The organism is Pseudoalteromonas sp. MMG013 (genome assembly GCF_018100885.1).
Taxonomy (GTDB): Bacteria; Pseudomonadota; Gammaproteobacteria; order Enterobacterales; family Alteromonadaceae; genus Pseudoalteromonas; species Pseudoalteromonas aurantia.
In genome coordinates this window covers 1-24,285 of record NZ_JAGJEE010000031.1, presented here as the reverse complement: position 1 = coordinate 24,285, position 24,285 = coordinate 1, and the positions used below count along the sequence as shown (strand labels likewise).

The 24,285-nt window shown below is 39.6% G+C and carries 19 protein-coding genes; 11 read left to right on the top strand and 8 right to left on the bottom strand.

Going from position 1 to position 24,285, the window contains the following annotated elements; all coding sequences use genetic code 11:
* Positions 1 to 46 precede the first annotated feature (46 nt).
* The 11 genes from J8L98_RS20020 (at position 47) to J8L98_RS19970 (ending at position 8,919) form a co-directional block, all read left to right on the top strand.
* Complete coding sequence (locus J8L98_RS20020; RefSeq protein WP_210997889.1) at positions 47 to 1,063, top strand: hypothetical protein; 1,017 nt, start codon at positions 47 to 49, stop codon at positions 1,061 to 1,063.
* A complete protein-coding gene (locus J8L98_RS20015) occupies positions 1,063 to 1,770 on the top strand; it encodes a glycosyltransferase family A protein (protein WP_247682640.1) in 708 nt (235 codons plus the stop codon). The genes J8L98_RS20020 and J8L98_RS20015 overlap by 1 nt, the downstream gene beginning before the upstream one ends.
* Positions 1,770 to 2,639 (top strand): radical SAM/SPASM domain-containing protein, encoded by an 870-nt coding sequence (locus tag J8L98_RS20010; protein ID WP_210997887.1) that lies wholly within the window; start codon positions 1,770 to 1,772, stop codon positions 2,637 to 2,639. Before J8L98_RS20015 ends, J8L98_RS20010 begins: the two co-directional genes overlap by 1 nt.
* A gap of 18 nt (positions 2,640 to 2,657) precedes the next feature.
* Positions 2,658 to 3,452, top strand: a complete 795-nt coding sequence (locus tag J8L98_RS20005) for a glycosyltransferase family A protein (RefSeq protein ID WP_210997886.1) — start codon at positions 2,658 to 2,660, stop codon at positions 3,450 to 3,452.
* A gap of 53 nt (positions 3,453 to 3,505) precedes the next feature.
* Positions 3,506 to 4,423 (top strand): polysaccharide deacetylase family protein, encoded by a 918-nt coding sequence (locus J8L98_RS20000; RefSeq protein WP_210997885.1) that lies wholly within the window; start codon positions 3,506 to 3,508, stop codon positions 4,421 to 4,423.
* 18 nt (positions 4,424 to 4,441) lie between these two features.
* Positions 4,442 to 5,197: a hypothetical protein gene (locus J8L98_RS19995; protein WP_210997884.1), complete on the top strand. Its 756-nt coding sequence runs from the start codon at positions 4,442 to 4,444 to the stop codon at positions 5,195 to 5,197.
* Positions 5,161 to 5,715: a DUF6817 domain-containing protein gene (locus J8L98_RS19990; RefSeq protein ID WP_210997883.1), complete on the top strand. Its 555-nt coding sequence runs from the start codon at positions 5,161 to 5,163 to the stop codon at positions 5,713 to 5,715. The genes J8L98_RS19995 and J8L98_RS19990 overlap by 37 nt, the downstream gene beginning before the upstream one ends.
* Positions 5,716 to 5,753: 38 nt before the next feature.
* Positions 5,754 to 6,224, top strand: a complete 471-nt coding sequence (locus tag J8L98_RS19985; RefSeq protein WP_210997882.1) for a hypothetical protein — start codon at positions 5,754 to 5,756, stop codon at positions 6,222 to 6,224.
* Entirely contained in the window at positions 6,221 to 7,801 is a 1,581-nt protein-coding gene (locus J8L98_RS19980) for a hypothetical protein (protein WP_210997881.1), read from the top strand. The genes J8L98_RS19985 and J8L98_RS19980 overlap by 4 nt, the downstream gene beginning before the upstream one ends.
* Complete coding sequence (locus J8L98_RS19975) at positions 7,791 to 8,222, top strand: hypothetical protein (RefSeq protein WP_210997880.1); 432 nt, start codon at positions 7,791 to 7,793, stop codon at positions 8,220 to 8,222. Before J8L98_RS19980 ends, J8L98_RS19975 begins: the two co-directional genes overlap by 11 nt.
* 181 nt (positions 8,223 to 8,403) lie before the next feature.
* Entirely contained in the window at positions 8,404 to 8,919 is a 516-nt protein-coding gene (locus J8L98_RS19970) for a DUF2141 domain-containing protein (RefSeq protein ID WP_192509567.1), read from the top strand.
* A 386-nt stretch (positions 8,920 to 9,305) separates the two neighbouring features.
* Here the strand turns inward: J8L98_RS19970 and J8L98_RS19965 are convergent, their stop codons facing one another.
* The 8 genes from J8L98_RS19965 to J8L98_RS19930 form a co-directional block, all read right to left on the bottom strand.
* Positions 9,306 to 10,256, bottom strand: coding sequence for a hypothetical protein (locus tag J8L98_RS19965; protein ID WP_210997879.1), 951 nt, complete (start codon positions 10,254 to 10,256; stop codon positions 9,306 to 9,308).
* 92 nt (positions 10,257 to 10,348) lie between these two features.
* Complete coding sequence (locus tag J8L98_RS19960) at positions 10,349 to 11,368, bottom strand: hypothetical protein (protein WP_210997878.1); 1,020 nt, start codon at positions 11,366 to 11,368, stop codon at positions 10,349 to 10,351.
* Positions 11,369 to 11,504: 136 nt separating this feature from the next.
* Positions 11,505 to 12,461 (bottom strand): hypothetical protein, encoded by a 957-nt coding sequence (locus J8L98_RS19955; RefSeq protein WP_210997877.1) that lies wholly within the window; start codon positions 12,459 to 12,461, stop codon positions 11,505 to 11,507.
* Between the two features lie 46 nt (positions 12,462 to 12,507).
* On the bottom strand, positions 12,508 to 13,431 hold the full coding sequence (locus J8L98_RS19950; protein ID WP_192509571.1) for a hypothetical protein: 924 nt from the start codon (positions 13,429 to 13,431) through the stop codon (positions 12,508 to 12,510).
* Between the two features lie 31 nt (positions 13,432 to 13,462).
* Positions 13,463 to 14,515, bottom strand: a complete 1,053-nt coding sequence (locus tag J8L98_RS19945) for a hypothetical protein (RefSeq protein WP_210997876.1) — start codon at positions 14,513 to 14,515, stop codon at positions 13,463 to 13,465.
* A 57-nt stretch (positions 14,516 to 14,572) separates the two neighbouring features.
* Entirely contained in the window at positions 14,573 to 15,634 is a 1,062-nt protein-coding gene (locus J8L98_RS19940; RefSeq protein ID WP_192509573.1) for a hypothetical protein, read from the bottom strand.
* Positions 15,635 to 15,849: 215 nt separating this feature from the next.
* On the bottom strand, positions 15,850 to 17,097 hold the full coding sequence (locus J8L98_RS19935; protein WP_192509574.1) for an NAD(P)/FAD-dependent oxidoreductase: 1,248 nt from the start codon (positions 17,095 to 17,097) through the stop codon (positions 15,850 to 15,852).
* 140 nt (positions 17,098 to 17,237) lie between these two features.
* Positions 17,238 to 24,281: an amino acid adenylation domain-containing protein gene (locus tag J8L98_RS19930; RefSeq protein WP_348771919.1), complete on the bottom strand. Its 7,044-nt coding sequence runs from the start codon at positions 24,279 to 24,281 to the stop codon at positions 17,238 to 17,240.
* Positions 24,282 to 24,285 lie beyond the last annotated feature (4 nt).

The following is a 24,285-nucleotide window of genomic DNA, read 5'->3' as shown; positions in this document are numbered from 1 at the left end:
TGTTTTTTGACTGAGAGTTTTATTAGGTTTTTTACATGGATTTAAAATGAAAATCTACTTTTATATTACTGGTAACCTAGCTGCTGAAACACTGATGCTTGCATCTGATACTTTAAGAAAAGAGCGAGCAGATTTAGATGTTTATTTGATGACAGATGGAGTGTTACCAACCGTATCAGATGAACATATCTTATCCACCTTGTTAATACATGATTTTGACAATAAAAAGATAGGGCTTTCCCGCGGCGACTTAGTGATTACAGGCATGATGTGGCCAGGTAATACAGAACGAAAAATTTTTAATGAAGCGCAGCAGGTCGGCGCTTTATCTATCGTGATATTGCCGGATATTGCTGGCGATGCTCAGAAGTTTTTTTATAACGATAGATTGTATCTCCCTAATTATATATGTGTTTCAGATAAACTTACTTACAATAATTTACAAGAAATAGGTGTTCCCACCAATATTATCATATCAATCGGTAGCCTCTACTTAGATAATTTATTTAAGAATTGCATTCTTGTGAACGAAAATAAAAAAAGCTTATGTATTGGTTACCTTTCAGTTCCTAATAGAAATGATTTTATTAATTGGGGGCATGATTATGGCTTTAATGAAGTTGAAATTGCAGAGGACCTTATTGAAGTTGGTGTCCAATTAGGCATGAATTTATTAATCAGAAAACACCCTAAAGAACTTCATTCGAAAAAATATGATTTTCTTCAATCAGAGCAATGTGTTGTTTCTAGCCATGATATGGCCTCTATAATAGACTTTATTGAAAAGTGTGATGTCGTAGTAAGCACCTATTCTACTTCTTTAATTGTAGCAAAGAGGATGGGCAGAAAAGCAATATGTTATCAGCCATATTGTAAGCACCCTTTTAGAGCTGATATATATGAAAATATAGGCATACCGATTGTGAAATATCCAGAGCTGTTGCGTGACGCGATAAGCGAGTCTGGCCCAATTTTATTAGATAATAAAATAAGTGATTTATTATATAACTCAAATAACTCTAATGATATGTTTGTTGATTTTATTAATGGTGTGACTTTGTGATGGATATTATAATTCCTGCAACGAATAAACCAGAATTGGAGAAAACGCTTTTACACTTAACCTCCCTCGGTGAACGTATTGGAAATGTTATTGTTGTTGATTTTGATAAAGAAACCCCTTCATTGTCAGAACATAAAATAGAGATGCTTAGAAAGCTTGTAGATATTAAATATATATTTGTTAATGGGTTGGAATATTTTAATAAATCTATCGCTATCAATGTAGGATTTGATTTTGTGAGTAGCGAATATATATTGTTGTGTGATGCAGATGTTTTACTTGATAAGAGTTTTTTTACAATTTCTAAATGCTATTGGCAAGCGTTAGATGCAAAGCCCGCTGTTTTTTCTCCGCAATATGTTGTGGAATCAGATAATGGACAGATTAGAAAAGGGCCTGGTATTTGCTTTTTAAAGTATGAACACTTTAAGGCTATAGAGGGTTACTCAGCAGACTTTACAGGGTGGGGAATGGAAGATGTTGATTTTTTGCAAAGGCTTGAGTATGCGGGTGTGGAGAAAAAACTAATTTCACATGCAATACATTTAAGTCATTCAGATGATGCTAGAACCAGAAATTACCACTCTAAATCAGTTCAAGAGATGCGACTAAAAAATCGCGCGCTGTATAAAATTAAACATGAAAAAAAGCAAATATATGGGTCACTGCGTCATGACATATCATGTATTTCTCGAGAGGAAGCGTAGTGTTAGATAAATTCGAAGAGATTAGAATAGAGAACACGAATCAATGCGGATATAAGTGTTTTTTTTGTCCCAGAGAAGAACTAACCAGAGATAAAGGGTATATGAGTACACAAGATCTTGAGTTAATTCTAGAAAAAATGGACATGTATGACGGAAAAGTTGATTTACATGGGTTTGGTGAGCCACTACTAGATAAAGATCTTGCTGATAAAGCAAGGGTGATAAAAAAAAGGTGGCCACTGTCTTCGTCAAGGATAATCTCGACACTTGGTGTGCCTTTAACGGATAGCTTTATTGATGCTTTAGTACAAAGTGGTTTAGGGACTATAGAAGTTAGCTTTTACGGGGTCGACGCGCAGTCCTATAAAGCAGCGCATGGCGTTAATAAATTTGATCGTGTAAAAAAAAATATTCAAAGGATCATGCACAGAGTTAGTGAGTTAGATTCGGAATTAGAGTTGGTAATTAGAGAGTTTCCAACACATGATGATGTGACTCAGCCAGGCTATGTACAAGATAAAAAAGAACGACTCGCACAGTGGTTACATGATCAAGGGGTCAAAGTATTTAGACAAAATGTTATTCATAACTACGGTGGAGGTCGTGCTTATAATAAACCTGAGACCAAAGGCGTTTGTTCGGTCGCGTGGGGGTTTAGAAAGCGGATCTTACAAATCACTTGGGACCTAGATGTGATCCCATGTTGCTTTGATTCTAATTCAACAGTTAAATTTGGGAATTTAAAAAGCCAAAGTCTTCAAGATATTTTTGAATCACAACAATACAAGCGCTTTATTGACGCGCATATAAATAATGAAATAGCGGATTATGACGTGTGTGTTAAGTGTGAGCGTTGTTTCAAACCATAGATAGTGAATCATTGTATTATGAATAAAACCAATCCTTTAATCTCTTGCTTATGCATAACCGAAAATCGACTGGGGCATTTAAAAAATGCTTATCAATATTACAAAAATCAAACTTACAACAATCGGGAGTTTGTTGTGGTATGCCGTAGTCACGATAGCACTACTGTAGCGTATTTATACGCACTCGAAGCGAGTGATGAGAGTGTCACCTTAATTGTTGTTGAGTCTGATTGCAGAATCACATTGGGAGAGTTGAGGAACCGTTCTATTGATGCCGCCCAAGGTGAGTATATTTGTATTTGGGACGATGATGATACTCATCACCCAGATAGATTGACACTTTGTCTATTTGAAGTCGAAAAGTTTGCTGTACCCGCAGTCGTATTGAGCAATATCATCATGCATGATGTCGGAAATGAAAAATCATATATTTCTCCGTATCGAGGATGGGAAGCAACACTATTTTGCGAAAAACGCTTTCTGATAGCAAATGCGATAGCATATCCGAGTTTGAACCGTGGTGAAGATACGCCGCTTATTGAAGCTTTAGGGGATAACGTTATGCTGATTTTTTATCCTTATTTGTACATTTATAAAATACATAGCCAAAATACTTGCCCAACGGAGCATTTTTCAAAACTAATTTATCGTTCTGTTCCTCTTTTACCGCATGAAAGTGACTGGGTTAATAGCATTTCATCACACCCTAGAGAAGACTTTTTAGATATTGTTAAACTGAAAGAGTTCGATTTTACACCTGCACATAGAAAGCCATTTAAAAAACTAGTAAGCGAACTTGCAATTGAAGTTTGATTTTTTTTATTAAATTAAACTGGAGTTTGTTTTTATTAAAGGATTATAACAAAGTGAAGATTATTTTAATGTTAATTTTGAGTGTGCTACTTTCATTATGTCATGCTGTCGCTGGTGAAATAGCATTGTCATTTGATGACGCCCCTACTCAAGGTAATTCTTTTATGAGTGGTATGGATAAAACCCGGGGGATAATAGAGGGTTTGAAGTCGAACAATGTCAAAGATGCTGTTTTCTTTGTTACAACAGGTAATATTGTTGATGATAAAGGGAAAGAGAGAATTGAAGCTTATACTCAAGCTGGATTTCACTTAGCCAATCATAGCCATAACCATTTATCTGCCAATAAAGTAGATGTAAAAAAATACTTGGCTGATTTTAATAAATCACATCTGGTACTTCAAGATTATAAAAACGTATTGAAGTTGCATCGATTTCCTTATCTTCATTACGGGAGTACGACTGATGTTAGAAAAAAACTTGAAAAACATTTAAATGGTATGGGTTATAAGTTTGGTTATGTCACGGTAGATAACTTTGATTGGTATATAAATGGCCGTCTATTATCAGCGCATCATGACAAGAAAGCTATTGATTTTAATAAACTTCGTCAGTTCTATGTCGAGACAATTTGGCAGTCAATCTACTTTTACGAACAACTCGCCAAATCCCATATTGGGAAACCTGTGAAGCATATTCTTTTATTGCATGAAAATGAATTGGCTGCATTGTTTATTGGTGATTTAGTTAGCCATATACGTAGTCAGGGATGGAAAATAATATCGCCAATTGAAGCATACAAAGATGAAGCTTTAAATGTGTATACACCTGAATTTAGCTTTAATAAGCAAGGTAGAGTGGCTGCAATTGCACACCAAAAAAAAGGCATAGCTAAGACAAAATTAAGACATGAAAGCGAAAATGCGAAATTTTTAGATAAAAAACTAGAAGAAAATGGCATCTTTAAATAGAAATTGGTCGTTGTTTATATGAAAAAGGTATTTCTGATTGGCTTTGATTTATGTGGTGGATTAGCACTACATAGGTATTTTATTGCAAATAAATTTCAATCTACTTTCGAAGATGAAGATGGTTTTTCTAGCTCTGCAATAAGTAATTTTAAACAAGGAATTGAAATTCTCAGTGGCTATGAAGATTGTCAGTTTTTTTCTCAAATACAACATGAAACAGCAGACGGTCAATTTATATATTCGAGTGAAATATTATGGGCGCAGCTATATACAGAAAATCCAAACGCACTATTTATTTTTAATAGTTTACCCGTTGAAAAGTGGTTAGAAAAACGCAAAGCGAGTTATGGTTATCTCCCAAAAGTAATGACAAGTCTAAATTTGGAGGAAGCGCAAGTATTGGCTGTGTGGAGGAAAGCATATGATGACCATAAAAGCAAAGTACTCGGTATGCTTTCAGGCATGAGTACATTTTTTAATTATGACTATTCGGTACACACAATATCGGATTTAAATAACTTTTTTTCTAGACACAACATTAAGTTAGATGGAAAGAAGTTCGAGGCGGATTCTGAGGTGAGAGGAAGTGTTGAACAACGTTTTCATATCCAAAACATCAGGGAGGCGGCGTTGTATTATCGATATCATCGGTTTGATATTGATACGGCGATTAGTTTATTAGAGCAAGCTGAAAAGCATCAACCCTGCCGCTACTACTTCAAAGATGAGTTAGAACAATGGAAATTAGAAAAAAAAACCTGGATGAAAGAATAAAGCAGTTGCAGAGTTTTGGGTCGGAAGAATTCGCTCATATTAATGGGTCACTGACACAGCACTTAGTTGGAACTTACAAGATCCTTGAAGGGTGGGGTAGGGAAGAAGCACTTTGTTTAGCTGGTTTGTTTCATGCTGTTTATGGATCTGACCCAACAAGGGCTGAATTGCTAGGTACAGATCAGCGAGTGGAAATTGCAGAAATGATAGGGCAACGAGCTGAGGCATTGGTCTATTTGTTTTGTTCGTGTGACAAGCCTTACGTATTACCCCAGATTGGCTCAGAGAGTCGTGTTAACTTTCGGGATAGGTTTAGCGGTGCTGTTACGCAGTTCCCGTCAGAGTTATTAAATGATTTTTGTGAGTTAACAATCGCCAATGACCTTGATGTGGCAAGAAACAAAGAACAGGAATATTATCATGAGGATATATTGGATATGTTTCGTCGCATGTATCCAATGGTTAGCACTGAGGTACGGTTAGAACTGGATGGTCTTTTCGATAAGTTTTGCACTTAACGACTCGTATACCGCAATTTACAAGGAGTGAACTGGATTTGATTAGCAATGTGTTTGATATAGAAAGCTTATCTAATTTATCGTGCCGTTATCGAGTAATTAGTGATTATTTAGTCGTCGGAGGAGAGCCCAGCCAAAAGGATGTACAAATACTAAAGCGTCAAGGAACCGTTTTTTTTATTAATTGTTTGCCTGTACGAGAGCAAAGCTGGGACGAATTTACGTATGTAACGCAGCAAGACTTAAACTACGAGAGATTGTCGATAGAGCGCGATAATGGTATCCACCTTTTGAATGCACTGAAGCTACAATCTATATTAAATGCACATGCCCATGAGCAGGTATTTTTACACTGTGCAACGGGGAATCGAATTGGTGCGCTCATTGCTGTATATCAGTATTACGCATTGGGGAGAACCGCGAAGCATGCTATCTCAGTAGGTGAGTATTGGGGTTTAAAAGACAAAGAGAAAATAAGTAACATGTTACTTGAAGGGAAATTAAAGTGAGTAATTATATAAAAATAGAGTCGGTAGAACTGGAGAATGTTAATCGACCAAACAGCTTTATTCTATATCAAAGTAAATCACTACTGGACTTGGACTTTTCGAACCCTGAATTTGAGCGATACGGTGGACGAGGGTTAAACTCACATGGGGGAGGTGCTAGGGCCGCTAATTATGGGCACTATCAAGTAAAAGGAGTTGGCTTAACCCCATTAGCTGGTGTGATTGAAGGCGTCAACTATAACCATGGAACTGTGCCATTAGAAGAAGCATTATTAGAAGCCATATACTCTGAAGTATTAGCAAACGTGCTACCTGTTGGTGTCGCTGACTTTTATGGCGTTATTTATACGGGGCAGAATACCGCATTTGAGTTTAATGAAGACCGAAAAGAGTCACTAGTAGCAACTCATGGGGCATTAATTGTGCGGGAAAAAGCCATTAGGCCTGCTCATTTTATGCGTACAAACAATTTCAAAATTCAAGAAAAATATCAAGCTGAAGTCATTTCGGATGTACACCGGATCCGCAATGTAATTCACGCACTCGCGGATAGTTTCGATTCACATGACCAGTTCATCGAATATGTGGGTGAATTTCTGCAAGGTTGTGCAGAACAGTTTGGCTTTGCCCATATTGCGGGTATTACCCATGGCGCGATGACACCGTCTAATATTTTGATGGATGGCCGTTGGATTGACTTGGTAACACCAAGCTTTATTGATAGGGGAAGAAATTACCGAGTGGCAAACTTGACTTTCTATCATGAGTCGAGCATTGCAATAGAAGTGTCTCAAGAGCTTTGTGACACATATAGTAAATTCACTGGTATCTCATTTGATACCTCTATATTACATGATTATTTTAAATCCTCATTGGCATTGAGCATTGATTATCACTTGCCATACGTTTTGGGCTTAGACAGGGAGATTGCAACTTCTATTGATAATGATAGTAAAGTCGCGCCTCTGTATCATCGACTAAAATCTTTGTTCAAACAGGAAAGTAAAGTCTACTTCACCCATCACTTGGACGATGAGCATTCAGTTAATCTATGTGGTGATATTATCAATGTGGTCGATACAGTTTTATATACTAAGGAGTCTGCAGAAGCGCACCTTTATCGGTATTGTTATCTCCATTATAAGCATAAAGATACAATTAATTTTCGAGGGTTCGTAGCTGTTTGTTTAATAAAAGCGTTAAAGCGAGATTTACTCGCTAAGCTATATTATCGAACCAAAGTCGAATCTTGTTTGCAAAAGCTGTCAGAGAAGGCCATACCTTCTCAGATCAAATTCTTTGTGGAGTCTTATAAAGCCAGTTCACTTTGGGTTTTCGATGATACGTTCTTGGATAGTGAAATATTATATCAAAGTACCGATAAGGCATGCAGTCTTGTTTTTGACGCAGATAAAATGATTGTTAATACGACGCGCAATAAAAACACACACTTTACTGCTTTGGTTGGGAACATAGCGGATCTGCCATGTGATTTCTTTAGAGCGAACTCTCTCATATTTGGTGAGTATTTTGACAATATAGATAAGCTACTAAGGAAGTTATCTAATGAACAATGAACAGCATGATGTAACCCTTGCTGCAGTTATGCGCTTTAGAGCTGCATTAAACCAGTCTACCGATGTGGAAACATTTCGCTTGATAGACTATTCGATTAATCAAGGTACTTGTCACCTTATGAGAGATAAAGCGACCAAGATATTAATGGGGTATGTTATTTGGGCGAATGTAATAGAAGAAACTTGGCAACGGTACGTGGAACAGGATATCACACCAATTTATCGTCATGAGTGGCAAGAAGGTGAAATTGGTATGGTATTAGGCGCAGCTATTAACCCAGTTTACAAATTGAACTTGCTCGAAAGTTTGCCTGAATTTTTCTATGAAAAACGATTTATTTATAAAAAAAGACGAAAAACACATCAACTTTCCAAGGTTTTGAAAAAGTACGCGGGCTATAAAGGCGCTCTGCGTGTGTGAAGCTGTTGCTACAGTTCAGAGTGTTATTTACATTAACACTCTGAGAGACTTTTTAATGAGTGTATAAGCGACTATATAAGGGTCTACAGTTTCTTACAAAATAAGCGGGTTGAAAACATAAAGTTTACAAATTTAACGTGTTATTGTTAGCTGTAAACTTAATTAACGTAAGGAATACTCAATGTTTAAACTACCTTTAATGGCACTGTGTGGGTTACTGATGTTATCGGGTTGCCAGTCAACAAGTTACAAAAGTGTCAATGATGGGAATGGGGAGCCGACACGACTGATTGTTAATATTAGTAATGTACAAAATACGGATGGCCAATTAATAGTGATGATCCATGATAATAGTGGAGACTATCATGCAGACCTAAACATTAATGATCCTGAAGCTAAGTTTTACTTAAAAAAGATAGTTACCCCAACTATGCCAAATACCCTGATTACATTTGAGAATGTGCCTGCCGGACAATACGCCATCAACGTGATCCATGATGAAGATGCTGATGGAGGACTAGATCGCATGCTTTTCCCATTTACAGGAATGCCAAGCGAACCGTATGCGTTATCGAATGATGTTTATGATAATTTTAGTAAAGGGGATTTTGAAGATGCATTGGTTGAGATTGGTGCTCCGACATCTCAAATTGACTTACGTTTAGCCACACATTTGAAAAAAGTCGTCGGCATGTAGTTAACCTCAGCTCTGGATAAGCGAATTTGCCCAATAAAGCTATTTTTCTCACTCTTGGCGTTGCTTTCATTTGTAATAGCCCGCTATTACTGCATAAAAGCGCCTTGATATTGAACAAAATATCATCATTGGATTGTACGTAAGTTTGTTTACAAAATATTTCCTATTCCAAAACCCTTATCTAAACCTGAGGTTAGTTATGTATTTGCAATAGACGCCTTACAGCAGAGCTTTTGTCATGATGGGTGTGAGTTGGTGGAGGTTTATTTGGCTAGATTATTAAGTGGATTTTCTTAGTGAGTTATTTAATTTGTATTTGCAGTTAATTATTTTAAATTACTTGGTTTTTTAATAGGCATGGGTATTTAATACCCATGCCTATTTTGTTACCTCCTTGGGGTATGCATATATTCGATTGAGATGGTGTTGTCACCGTCTTTCATAGAAACAAACCCACGCCTAACATTCAGTTCATACAATACATGCTCACCGACGTTGTAACCATTAAGTGGCTTTATTTGTACAAACGTTTCCGGTTCAATGTTAACGATATGCTGAATAGCTTGTGGAATGCTTTGTGACATATCGACCCCAAAAAACTCAAAAACATCAGTCACGATTCTACCGAACTCAGTTTGGAGTTTATTGAAAATTTCAGGGATTAAGTCATCTAAGATTTTCAAAAAGAAAGGCAATTTCACTTTAGTGTAAACTTCGGGTTGGTAGCTTGAAATGCTTGGGGTCGCAATGAGCTGACCAGTATGCACGTTATACTTTCCCTTTACGACCAAGTTGTTGTATTTAATGTTGATATAAATATGTATTTTCATGCCAAGCTGATATTTTCTGAGCTTACCGACGCCGTGTATACCAAAGTTACTAAAAGTAACAGGTACATAACCTTGTGAGTCAACGACACCATCAATGCGCATTTTCATCAGGCCTGTCAGATTGGCTGATATATTTTTTACATTAGCATCTGCTTGCGCAGCAGCGTTATAGATAAATTGTGTGATAAGTTCTTTATAGTTACTTTCGACTCGTCTAAATTGCGGGAGCACTTGGCCCATAATCGCGTTGTATGTACTCTGTATTGGACCGTTTCGTTCAACAACACACCCATCATCTGAATAGGCTAACATCATAGGGTCGTTGCCCGGACCGCCTTTATCCATTAATTTCCAGATGCCTTTACATGTGTATATATGGGGGGGAGAAGCGGTATTTTGATGGCTCTGCAGTGCGAGAGGTGTTGGTTGGCTGATTTGTGATTCCGGGCCTGATGCATGACTATGGATAGATATAAACAGTAGTATCGATGAAAAAAGGGTTTTCATTTTATATTCCTTTAAAGTTATGGTTTATATGGTGGCATGTTTTTTTATTATGTTTTTAAGAGAGGGTTCATAGGATGAGCCCTCTCTATTTATTAATAGCCTAGGCGGAAAAGTACGATTTGCATGACCGTCGTGTTATGCCCATCTGAGAGTGATGCGTATCCACGATTTATATTGATCTCATAAAAAGCATGGTCGCCTACTTTATATTGATTTAAGGGCTTAATTTCGACCACAGTGTCAGGAATTAAATTGGCAACATGCTGAACCGCTTGAGGTATATCTCGCGACATATCAACTCCTAAAAACTCAAAGATATCAGTGACAACACGACCAAATTCCGTTTGAAGTTTGTAGAATATTTCAGGTGTGATATCGTCAAGAATTCTTAGGAAAAAAGGCAGTTTTACTTTGGTGGATACCTCTGGCTGGTAGCTGGATATATCTGGGTTCGCAATTAATTGACCTGTGTGTACATTGTATTTTCCTTTCATAGTCAGATTGTTATATTTAATATTAATATAAATGTCTATTTTCATGCCAAGCTGATATTTTCGCAGCTTTCCTATACCGTGGATGCCAAAGTTACTGAACGTGACAGGTACATAACCTTGAGAGTCCACTATGCCATCAATGCGCATTTTCATGATTCCAGTGAGATCAGCTGAAACGTTTTTTACATTTGCATCAGCTTGAGCTGCGGCATTGTTGACAAATTGGGTGATCATTTCTTTGAAGTTATGCTCAACTAAATCAATTTGCGGGTTTATTTCCGCCATAACAGATGTATACATATCAATGACGGGGCTGCCGCTACCGTGGAGACCTATGGCACACTCGTTATTTGAGTTGACTAAAATGACCGGATAATAAGGCATGTCATCACCACCAATATTGGACGTGAGATCTCGACAAGATGCTGAATCCCACGAAACCCTGCTTGTAGTGGTGCGTGTAAGCGCTGCGACGTCCTCAAAGTTTTTAGCGCTAATATTTAGCGATTCTAAGTGATTGTCTAGGTGACTAATTGATTGGTAGTCTAGCGTTGCCAAGTCATTGGCTTGGCTACTAAATGCTGCAAACAAGAGCATAGCAGGTAGGGCGAATTTCATTGAATATTCCTTTCGTATTTTAATACATAGTGGACTTTAAGGTTGCTATCTTCCTTGATTGGATAGCTTTGCTTGAAAGTGTGCGCTTTGATAACAAAGCGCACACTGTTATATGGAAGTACTTGGTAACGCTAGATTAGAAAAAAACAGGGACTAACTGCATCGTGGTGGTGTTTTGACCATCACTGAGTGCTGCAAACGTTCTATCGACGCTAATCGTATAGGAGACGCGTTCGCCGACTCTGCTGTCTTCTAACGCTTTAATTGGAATAATGGTACTCGGGATGATATCAGCAACATGTTGTACTGCTTTTGGTATATCTTGAGACATATCAACACCAAAAAATTCAAAAATATCAGTGACGACACGGTTAAACTCAATATTTAACTTTTCAAAAATAGCAGGTGTAATTGCATCAATAATTGCAAACAACCAAGGTAAATCAACATCGCTATATACCTCAGGTTGGAAGCTTGAGATATTGTGCTCAGGAATTAACTCATTAGTGAACACATTGTACTTTCCTTTCACGACCATATTTTTGTATTTGATGTGAATGTATATATGGATCCGCAGGCCTAACTGATACTTACGTAACTTTCCAACACCATGAATATTAAAGTTACTAAAAGTGACAGGTACAAAACCATCTGCGTCGACCACGCCATTAATGCTCATTTTCATTGGGCCATCAAGCTCAGCGGAAATGTTTTTTACATTGGCATCAGCTTGTGCTGCGGCGTTATTGACAAATTGAGTGATCATCTCTTTGAAGTTATGTTCTAATTTATCAATTTGCGGATTTATTTGATTAGCAAACTGCTCGTATGCCTCTCTTGGTGCACCATTGGGAGAAATCAAACATTCACCATTGGAGTTCATTAACACCATAGGAATGATGTGATTGCTACCAGTGCCAATATTGGCGGTTGCACGCCGACAAGAAGGAGAATCCCATGTAATACTTGATGTGCTCACAGACTGGGTTGATGTGGGTTTTACATCACCAGTTGAATACTTTAGGTTGCTTGCATGGATCGTTTGAGTGAAAAGAGACCCAAAAAGCGCCAATGCGGGTATAACTAACTTCATCGTAATTTCCTGTTTTTTTTGATTGTAAATGTTTTATGTCGATTGCTTAGAAACGGATACTGATCAATCCCAGTTTGATCCAATTGCGTTCATCGCGAATTTCAAAATTTTCATGATCCATGATCATGGTGTACTTCACTCGCTCACCAACACGACGGTTATTTAGCGACTTTATAGGCACAATAGACTGCGGGATTGTTTGGGCCACATGTTGAATTGCTTGCGGTACTTTACGGCTCATATCGACCCCTAAAAACTCGAATGTATCGATGACGATTCTATTAAACTCACGGTTAATTTTTTCAATGATAGGTGGCGTTAACTTATCAAGAATACGTAGGAAAAAAGGTAATTTAACATCGGTATAAACACGTGGACGAAAGTGCGATAAATTGTTTTGAATAGTGATTGTATGGGTATTTACATTGTAGTGACCTTTTAAAGAGACATTCTCATACTTAACGTGCAAATAGATTGAAATACCCATACCCAGTTGGTACTTTTTCATTTTTCCAATACCGTGGATATCGAAATTATTCAGTGTCACAGGCACGGTACCATTGCTGCTTACCACCCCATCAATCTTCATATGGATACTCCCTTCAACACGCGCGGTAATACTTTTGACACTTGCATCGGCTTGCGCTGAGGCATTGTAAACGTATTGGGTGATGGTCTCTTTGAAGTTATGCTCAATCAGGTTGATTTGTGGTTTAACCACATCACGCACGCTGTTATAAAGCTCTGCAACTTCTGGCCCTGCAGTAAAGCCAGGCACGTAGCAGTTATTGTTTTGCATTACGATAACGACTTTTCTACCAGGACCGAGAATGGATCCTAATTGATCGCAGGTGCTGGAAGCGCTGGCGTAGTCATTACTGCGCGCTTCTAGCACATCATCCGCGGTAACGGCTAAGGTGGTGCAAGATGTGCACGCAAGTAACGTCAGTATTTTTGATAACAATTTCATGTTAGTCCTTTATGTTGAGTTTAATGATTAATTATTCTGCTAGCGATTTCAAAAATGCGAGCTTCTGTTTTTCATGGGCGGATGGCTGATAATCCTGCCGGTCCAATCCGTCTATGTAAAAATCGTTTATGTCATACTGTTTAACTTTTGAATCTCCAAATTGTGCTTTTTCGCCGGGTAATGAGCTCATTTTTTCAATTACAAACTGAGTCAAAATGAACTGTGTTGCCGTGCTAGCAGAGCTTTGCTGAAAAAATACCGATTGATGGGCCGCCAATTTGATTGTTTGTAAGCCATCTTTTAAACGTGCTTTTGAGACTAAATGAGAAATAGGGTTATTATCTTGGTCTAGTAAGTTTGCTCTTACTCGGTATATGCCTTTTTGGTGAACATCAAGTGTCAGGTCAAACACCATATCAGCGTGTTTGGTATAGGGAGGGTGGACCTTAACTAATGTTGCTGATGGTGCTTGATATTGAAAGTTGGCAACTAAGTTAACTTGGTTTTCCGGCGTTTGTGCCTTTACGGTAAAAGACAAGGATGCTGGCCAGCTTGATTTACCTGCAATTTTACCACTGTAAACCCCGTTTACAGGTGTTACTTGAACCTGACTTAGAACAGTGCTGCTCGTTTGATCTGAAATGATAATTTGTGCCGTGGTAATATCACCAGTTAGTAAGTATTCAATCGTTTCAGGCGGGTGATATCTATATTTACTCAGCGCTAAAGAGACTTCACTGCCGGTATCGTTGGTGGGCATTTTTATCGGATAAAAGTGATTCGGGTTTAGTAACGTAAAGTCATTGTGTGACAATGGTTGTGAGTATGGCGGAAACGTTAATGTATGCGCATACATTGGCACGATATTTTGGGCTGCTTGTGCAAGAGGGAGTGCTTGCTTATTTATTATTTCAGTTGTTTTTAATGCAGGTTGTGCCACTTTAGGCGGCAACGTTATATCTGAATTTGGCGTGTCAACGGTTGATACGTTAGGTGTAGTGACACCGGTATTTTGGTCCAACCACACATAGCCAACAAGTGCCATTATGAATAGCAGAGAAAAAACTAATACGTATTTCTTCATAGTTTGATACTTCGTAAAAAGTGGCAATCATCATGATTGCCACACGGTCCAAATAGATTAAAGCGAGTTCAAAATAAGTGTTGAATAGCTTTGTTGCTTCGATTCACTTACCAAACGGTAAGTTTTTTTCCAAAACCAGCTTCCCGTGGTTTTTTCATATGTGTTGTATGAAATGTTTTTGTAACCCGGTAAGTTGATTTGAGTTGTTGCTGGTGCAACCGTACCTTGGTATGCAGAGTCGGTAATGTTGCCGTGACTATATTCATCACTCATTAGCAGTGGGTAGTGATATGGCATGAACCCTGACACTGCGTCACTTTGTGATTTAAGATGGCCGTCTAAATCAATATTACTTGAGCAGCTACCAAAGCTATCTGCACGGCTTGCACCACATGATGAGTGTGTCGCAACTACACCGTCATCATTACCAGCGATGAAAGGAGAGGTGAGATTTAGGAAGTCGCTGTCATCAGCGACGAAGCGTAAACGAGGTGCATTATCGCTTGGTAGTTGTGCTGTTTGACGTGCATTATTAACTTTCAAATCATGTAATACGCCTAAACCACTTTGTGGGATTTCCCCTAACCACAACTCAATGGCCTGTCTCACTAAACTGCCAACAGCGGACGGATCTGTTGCTGCGTTGACTGCGATATCGGCAAGCTCACTGCCACCGCCTGCGCCTGCTAAGTCAAATGTAGCCACGATATTTAGTGGCTGCATAGATGCATTTTCTAGCCAGTTTGCTTGATTATCTAAAATATAGCGTGCGACAAGGTCGCCCGTTGAATGGGTTACAAATACACACCCTGGGTTACAGACATTGTCACGTGATAATTGCTGTAGTTTTGGCCAAATATAATCAGTGGCTATTTTGCCTTCAAGACGTTCATATGATGGCCAGTCAATACGCTCATCAGCGTGATTTAACCAAAATGATGACCAGTATTGCTCTCCGTCTAACGCAACGTCAGTATTGCTTGCATTTGCTAATTGGTCTGCTTGAAAACCATGAATGAGAATGGTTTTGTATTGACCGGCATAAGCCGTTTGAGTAGCGCAGCTTAGCAAGGCGATTGAGCCAAATATCAGCGTTAAAGGTTTTTTCAGTAAACTCATTTTTAAATCTCCGTATAGTATTTTTAGTTTATTTTTCAATATCCTTTTGCTTTTAGAGCACAGCGAGTCGCCAATAGTGGTCACACTATCGGTATTCTCAGCAACTAAATGCAGTGGGAGGGGAATTCACTAATTACATATGTTATATATTTGCTGTAATTAGTTGTGTTAAATAGCAAGCGAGCAGAGCTTGCTATTTAAGTCTTACACCGCCGTTATGCTGAGCTCGTTTCAGTTTCCCCTGAGGTTAATTCAACAAATAAATCAATGGTGCGCTCGCTACGACTTACGAATGGGTTACTTCTGTCCCATACATAACCAGCTAACACAGAAGTGATTTGGCGTTTGATTTTTTCTGGTTTATCGACGCTAAAAAATAACGATTTAAGCCTGCCGTCGTACCAGCTGTCGATATAAGTACGCATTACATCGATGCCTGACAGCATGTGTTGCTGGTAGTCTTGCTCCCAGTCAACTTGCTCGCCATTAAGCTCTTTTGTGACTAAATCTGCTGCGACCGCACCAGATTCGATGGCAAACATAACACCTGCAGAAAACACGGGATCGATAAACTCACTGGCATTACCGGTTAACACGTAGTTTTTACCGTATAGCTGTTTGATGCCTTTTGAGTAGCCATGGATGGCTTTTGGCGCCATACATAGAGTAAGCCCTTCGATCATTTGTGAGGCATTTTCATTTTGCGACAGTAGTGTGAGGAAATGCGTTTCATCATCACCGTCTGGACTTTTTAATACCTCAGGGTTTCCAACAAAGCCGACCGATACACGGCCATCAGAGAATGGAATAAACCAAATCCACACATCTTCTGCATGCACTAAAATGGTCACTTTGCCATTTTCTTCACCTTCAACAACCCCATTTTCAGGCTTGAACTGGGCAAAGATAGTCCCTCTGACAGGCGATGATGACGGTTCATTGAGGTCTAAGTGATTGGCTAAGACTCGACCATAGCCACTCGAATCTACAACAAATTTACTTTGGACTTCTTTATGAGTACCAGCTTCATCAACCACTTGAACGATAGGGTGCTCTGGTTCGAAGTTAACATTGGTCACAGTGGTACCAAATTCGATATTAACCCCCATTTTTTGAACTTCTAGTGCGAGTACGTTATCAAAGTCATCACGTGGTACTTGCCAAGTCCATGTCCATCCCTCGGTATAGTTATTCGAAAAATCAAAAAACTCTTGAAATGGGCCCTGCTTAAAGTTGGCGCCTATCTTTTTTTGATAACCGCGTTCAAGTAACGCAGGCATAAAGCCAGCATCTTCAAGGTGTGCCATACTTTGTGGTAATAAGCTTTCACCGATCACATAGCGGGGAAAGTGACTGCGTTCAACTATTTTGACTGTTAAGCCTGATTTGGCTAATTTAGCCGCTGTCATAGTTCCTGCTGGTCCAGCACCAATAATGAGTACGTCTACGAATTCCTTGATCATTAAGTATTCCTTAATCGCTTGAATATTATTAAAAATAAATACAACAAATTAAATACTGTGGTGTGGAATAACTAACCTTCTTAAAACTTGAAATGCTAGCCATCCCACCATGTTTGTTGTATTAATGTCCTGTTGCCCTGTTAAGAGGCGAGTGTGTTTAATAGTGTTGTAACTTGTATGATGTCCTCTGGATTTTTTATCCAATCATTATGATTGGATTTCAAAGTCAAAATACTCGGCTGTGAAGTGTCGACGACTTCATTCAAAAAGTTATCAGGGACTGTTAAGTAGTAATTAAGTAAATGCTCCACTAATAACTGCTTATCCCGATCTTCAGCGTCTTCGTTTGGTATCACTTTGCTGGTCGCCTTAAGCACAACCGTATGAGCGTTGGTTATTAACTTGTTAGCGGGGGTATATTCGTAGTTAATCTTGTCTGGTATCACATCGGCTAAATGAGGGTGAGTGTTGAATATCTCATTATTTACCATGTGGTAATTGAAACACGGGTCTGCAAACACCAAATGACTGACCTTATCACCTGCATATTCTAATTGTTTCGCGATTTCCACAGCGAGCGTTGCACCAAAGCTCCAACCAAATAATCGATATGGACCTTGTGGCTGGAGTTGCTTGATGTGCTGTACATATTGGCTTGCTAGCCTTGAAAAGTCATAAAATTGAACGGCAAACCCGCTATCTTGCTGAGTCTGAGCGGCATAAATATTGTTAAAACAATGGCAAGGGCCTTGTAGTTTTGGTACAAGCGAGTTGATATAGCTTTCTGCACCACCCCCTCCAGGAGGAAGTAAGAACCAAGGAGTAGAGGGCTGTTCGAGATTATAGCTTAGCACTGAGTCAATATCTGATAAGGTGGTTAAGCCGCCTTGAGCAGCTGCGTCACATGCTTCTTTGATAACTTGCTCTAACGCGGTTTTAAACTGGTTTTTAAATGTGTCACTTTGCACATCACTGAGTCGACTGGCAATACTAACTTGCAATTGACCAACTCGAACTTCTGCATTGATAATTAAGGCCATTAAATCGACATTACGCGGATCACTGGCCAAACCGGCGGACTCGGACAGCAAGGATAGCCCCTCACTTTTTGATGATTTCTTCGTATCCAATTGGCCTAAATAGTTAAAACTAATGTTTGGTAGCGCACTGATATTTAAAAGCTGTTTAGAATTTAACACACCAAACCCAATGCCCTTATCTGGAATGTTTCTCAGCATCTCTTTGGTATTAATAATGGTGTCGGCGATTGTTTGTTGTGACGAGAGCCGCACAGGGTACATGCTAGTAAACCAGCCAACGGTGCGAGAGATATCGATATTCTCTGCTAATTGCTCTCTACCGTGACCCTCCAAGGTAATATGACTTGATGTTTGCTCAAACGTTTTATTGAGTGCCAAAGATAAGGCTGCTAACAATAAGTCATTAATTTCGGTGCTAAAGCCTTTAGGGGCTTCTCTAAGGAGCTTACTCGTCAGGTGAGTATCAAAGCTAAAATGTGTGCGTACCACTTCTTGTGCAATTGGTGCTGTAGATATGTTTGTACACACGTCGTTCCAATAAGGCTGTTGTTGCTCAAAAGGGTATTGCTCTAACGTCGTTGCCCATTGTCTATAGCTGCTGGTTTTTTCCGAGATAGGCGCATTTAACAGAAACTTACTGAGATCTTCAATTAAGATCCGCCACGAAATACCATCAATAATTAAATGGTGAAAAGCCAGATACAGTTTAGATGTGTTATCGACATGGTTATTGAGCACAGCACAACGCCACAATGGCCCCTTTTGCAAGTCAAATTGGCTTTGCATCGTGGTTAACTTGGTTTGAACATCGTTGTCATCAAGGTGAGTCACATCCACAATTTCTAAGCTTGGAGACGGGCAACATTCTAGATTTTGGTAGTTTTGGATGACCCCTTCGTTGTCAAACGTATACTGTGCGCGCAACATATCATGGTGAGAATGTAACCATGATATGGCGTCATTAACGCGCGTTATGTCTGTCTGTTCGGGTAGCTGTATCAAACAAGATTGATTGAAATGCGCTGGCTTTGCGAATTGTTGTTCAAAGAACCACTTTTGAACTGGCAGTAAGCCTGCTTCTCCTTCTAACACCCCTTCTTCACGCTCTATGTCAATACACGGGTCTTTCGAATTGATCTGCTGCGTTAATTGGCGAATAGTTGGCTGCTCAAATATATCTCTTGTAGTGAGCTGGTAGCCACTTTGTTTGATTGCTGACATCAATTGAATACTGATAATTGAGTCGCCGCCGATTTGGAAAAAATTATCATCAATACTGACTTTATCCAGGCCCAACAAATGGCACCAAATTTTAGCAAGCGTCTGTTCTACTTCATTGCGTGGTGCAACGAATAATGCTTCAGTTGAGAAGTTGGGTTCAGGGAGTGCACGTTTATCAATTTTTCCATTCACAGTCATTGGTAATGAGGGAATCGCTTGAATGGCCGAGGGCATCATATAACTCGGAATTTTTTGTGTTAATTGTTGTGAGATGACGGCAGCATCAAATGGTGCATTGTCGTCTATCACGACATAAGCGACAATACGTTTAAACTCCTCATTAGAGAAGACTTGCACCGTTGCTGTGAGGATGTTGTCACATTGTTGTAGTGCGTTTTCGATTTCGCCTAATTCAATACGATAGCCGCGAATTTTTACTTGAAAATCATTTCGGCCAATATATTCTAGCTGCCCATCTAGACTCCATTTAACTAAATCACCACTTTTATACATGCGGTTCATACCGCGCTGCAGATGTTCCGGTGTTGCAAATGGATTGATTAAGAAAACGGTGTCAGTCAAATCAGGCCTGTTTACATAACCACGTGCCATGCCAACGCCGCCTATATACAACTCGCCAACAACACCAGGTGGTAGTAGGTTGCCAGCAGGCGATAACACCAAGGCTTGTTTATTGTTAAGCGCACGACCAATAGGCGCTGATGATGTATTACTGCTGAGCTTGCAGATGGTGGCGTAAACAGATGTTTCTGTTGGGCCGTAAGCATGGTACATCGTGAGTTTAGGCGCAATTTCTTGAATTAACTTCACTTTATCTAAGTCTACTTGTTCACCACCAAAATTGATTTGCTTTAATGGGGTATCGACAAAAAAGGTGGTACTGGCAAAACGGTTTAACAAGGCGGTTGTCATGAACAAGGTGTCAATGTCGTTTTCAAGACATCTGATTTTTAACAAGTCAGGGTCAACAACGTTACCATGGTCAATCAGATGCATTGTGCCCTGATTACAGAGGGTTACAAAGCAGTCAAAGATGAAAGCGTCAAAGGTTATGCTCGACAAGCTCGCAACATTTTGTAGTAGGTTACGGTCTATAATGCTTGAATCGGTGGCAAAGGAAACGAGGTTTTGATGACTTATTTCGACGCCTTTTGGATTGCCAGTAGTCCCTGATGTATAGATTATATAAGCAAGGTCGTGTGGGGCCCTAGGTATACTCAAAGGGGTTAATTGTGTGTATTCCGATTCATGGTGAGTATCAGATAATATGCTTATTACTGTCTGACTTTCACCCGCCAAGCAGCTTTGTAAAGACGCTTGAGTGTCGTGTTGGGTTATCGCAACTTTTGCCTGACAATCATTTGCGATGTACTGCACACGCTGTGCGGGAAAATCAGGTGAGATAGGCACATAGCAGCCACCGGCTTTTAATATCGCTAATATGGCGACAATCGAGTCTATTCGCTTATTATGAAACAGTATAACTGGGAAGTCGTCATTATCAGAAATCGCTTGAGCGCGCTTAACCTCAATTAAGCGATGTGCTAAGCGGGTAGAGCGTATTTCTAAATCTTCATAGCTTATTCGATCGTTATTGCAAACCACTGCGTCACGCATTTGTGACTGTCTACTAAGGTGTGTTATTAATTCATGCGCGGTGGTGTCATGTGGGAACTCTGCGAAGGTATTATTCCAATCAGCTAAAATCTGAGTGTGTTGTTCAGCCGTGCATATGTCAATTTGTGCATGCTCTAGGTTAGGCTTTTGCCCTATCTGAGCAAGAATAAGTAACAATTGATCTATTAGTACTGTCGCCTGTGATTGTGCAAGCCACTGTTGGTTATACTGCAAAGTAATATCAAGACTTTCGGTCTCTTTTACCACAAGCGTTAACGGAAATTCTACACGTTCTGCGCTGGCTGAAAACTGCCACTTTTTCGCTTGTTGCTGCGCTTGTGGATCATCTATGCTGGGATAGTTTTCAAATACAAGCAGACTATGAAATAAACGTTCGCCGTTATTTTGTAATTCAGCGAGACCAACATTACTGTGGCTATTTAATTCTAAAATCGCATTTTGGATAGTGGTGAGCTGTTCAGAAATACTGAGCTTGTTATCCCAATTAATCGCCAATGGTAGGGTATTAATATAGGCACCAACACTTTGATCAACATTAGGCACAGGCATTTCTCTGCCGGCAACGACAGTGCCTACAATTGTTTGTACGTCCCGTGTGTAAATTTGCACGAGTTTGTGCCACGCCAATTGAATTGCACTATTAAGCGTCACCGCTTGTTTACTACAGATATTTTGTAATGCGGCGTAGTGATGATTGGGTAAACGAGTGCTAATCTCGTTTGCCGTAGTATTTACCCGTGATTTCTCCAAGTCGACCGTGATGGAAAACATACTGTTTAAATCATTTGCTGCAACGAACTCTTTCGTCTTCTTTTGCCAGAATTTACGCGTTTGGGTTTGCGTATCTCTCAGGTGAGCTTGCGCTAAATGGTAGGCTTCATCAGGTATCACCGAAGGTACAACATCACGCAGTAATGCGCTGTAATACTGATGCACGCATTGCATGAGTATTGGACCACTCCAGCCATCACAAATGCTATGATGCTCGGTTTTTAAAAGTCTGTAGTGTTGCTCGGTATGCTTGATTAGTTTGAGTTTTAATAGCCCAGGTTGAGAGAAATCAAATGGGGTATGTAACATCTCATACTCTAACTTCTCTATTTCTTGGTTATGTAGCTCTGGCGAGAGATGAGTTAAATCAACGACGTCATAATTGTGTGTATTAACACCCGCCTCTTTACTGATGATTTGCACAAGTGCTTGCTGATAATCATAAGCGGTGCGCAATGCGGGGTACCGCATAGAAGTCAAAACCCAAGCTTGACGATATTTTTCTAGATTAATTTCGTCAAAATATTGCATTTGAGATTGAACTCGATACGCCACATCTTCGGGATAGCTCAGTTGATGCAGCACAAAGCCCTGCTGTAAATTATTGGCAGGATAGAGGGCTTCAATAGCATAGCGGTGCTGTAAAGACTGTAAGTGTGACATTGATATGTTGGTTAACTTATAGTCACTTGGGGTGTTTGTACTACCTAGCTTGGCTTGCTCACAACAGAGTTCAATCGTTGTCAGTAACTGCTGTTCGAACTCAGCAAGGAATTGTTGCGTTTGGTTATTATTAAGCTGACTATTGACGTTAATGGTCAAAGTATCGGCGATCACTGCGGCATTGATATCCAGAGCGAATTCAGAGGTGTTTATTGGTGAAATTGCACTGCCAGAGTGCTTATCTACTAAGTATGCACCGTCAGGTTTTTTCTGTTTGCTGTTACTCCCTACTTGACCAAGATAGTTAAAGCAAATGGTGGGTAATGAGCCAGTAAGTTGTTCTGAGAAATAACATGGACCAAAACCAACGCCGTTGTCAGGAATTGCACTTAGCGACTCTTTTATGTCAATAATCGTTTGTGTTTCACTGTCACGGGTTGTTAACAGTACGGGGTAAATCGATGTAAACCATCCAACGGTACGAGAGACATCTAGCGCGTCATCAATGGCTTCACGTCCATGTCCTTCCAGCATCACTAAGTTGTCTTTATTGCCTGTTAATTTGGTCAATGTGCTAGAAAGTGCACTTAGGATCAGATCTCTAGGTTGCGTGTTAAAGCCATGGTTAGCTTGCGTAACAAATAGGTTAGATGTGGTTTGGCTTAAAGTTAATTGCACTTGCTGTTGCGATGCAATTGGCTGCAATGGTGCGCTATTATGATCTAATATTTTTTGCCAATACACGCGCTGCTTAGAATGCTCCGTAAGGTAGTTATTGAGACCTGTTTGCCATTGGCGGTAACTACTGGTTTTGTTATTAGCTAGGTTTTTACCCGTTAACAACGTGTTGAGGTCCTCAATAATGATTCGCCAAGATACAAAGTCGATAATGAGATGATGAAAAGCACACAATAGATAATCAGTATTGTTTGCGGTGTCAGACAGTTTGGCCACCTGCCATAATGGTCCCGTTTTTAAATTGAATTCACTCTGCAGCTGTGTGGCTAATGCCTGATATTGATCGTCATTTAACTCTGAGATATCTCGTTCGATAATATCCGGTACAGAGAAATGCGCTTGATATTGTTGTACCACGCCCTCATCAGAGTCTTGAAATTGGCACCGAAGAATATCATGTTGCTCTGCGAGTTTAATGAATGCGTTATGCAGCGTTTCACAGCTGACTAAAGGCGGCAGCGCTAACATAAAAGTTTGGTTCCAGTGATTCTCATTGGCTAACTTTTTATTGAAAAACCAGTGTTGAATGGGGAGCAATTCAAATGTGCCAGTGAGCATACCTTGTTCAGCATCAATATGACGCTGGGTTGTATTACTTGTTTTTAGCAAGTACGCAAGACGTGCTGGTGTAGGTGCGTTGAAAATATCTTTTACTTGCAGTTGTATATCTTGCTCTCTTAACTGAGACACAAGTTGGATACTGACAATGGAATCTCCCCCAATTTGGAAGAAGTTATCTTCAATGCCAACTTGTTCAATCCCCAAAACCTCCTGCCAGATGTCACACAGTTGTTGCTCTAGCTCATTACGAGGTGCAACGTAGTTGTTCTCATCAGTGAAGGTGGGTGTAGGGAGCGCTGCTCTATTGAGTTTCCCGTTGCCAGTTAATGGCAGGTCTTCAATTATAGTGAAGCTACTAGGCACCATATATTCAGGCAGTTGCTGGGATAAACTGACACGTAATTGTGCAATGTCTACCTCGTCAGCATTGTGCGGCACGATATAGGCAGCTAAAGCTTGGCCGGCATTGTGTGCTACATCAATCACCACCGCATTTTTAAGTTCAGGAAGTGCACTTAATACGGCACTTATTTCG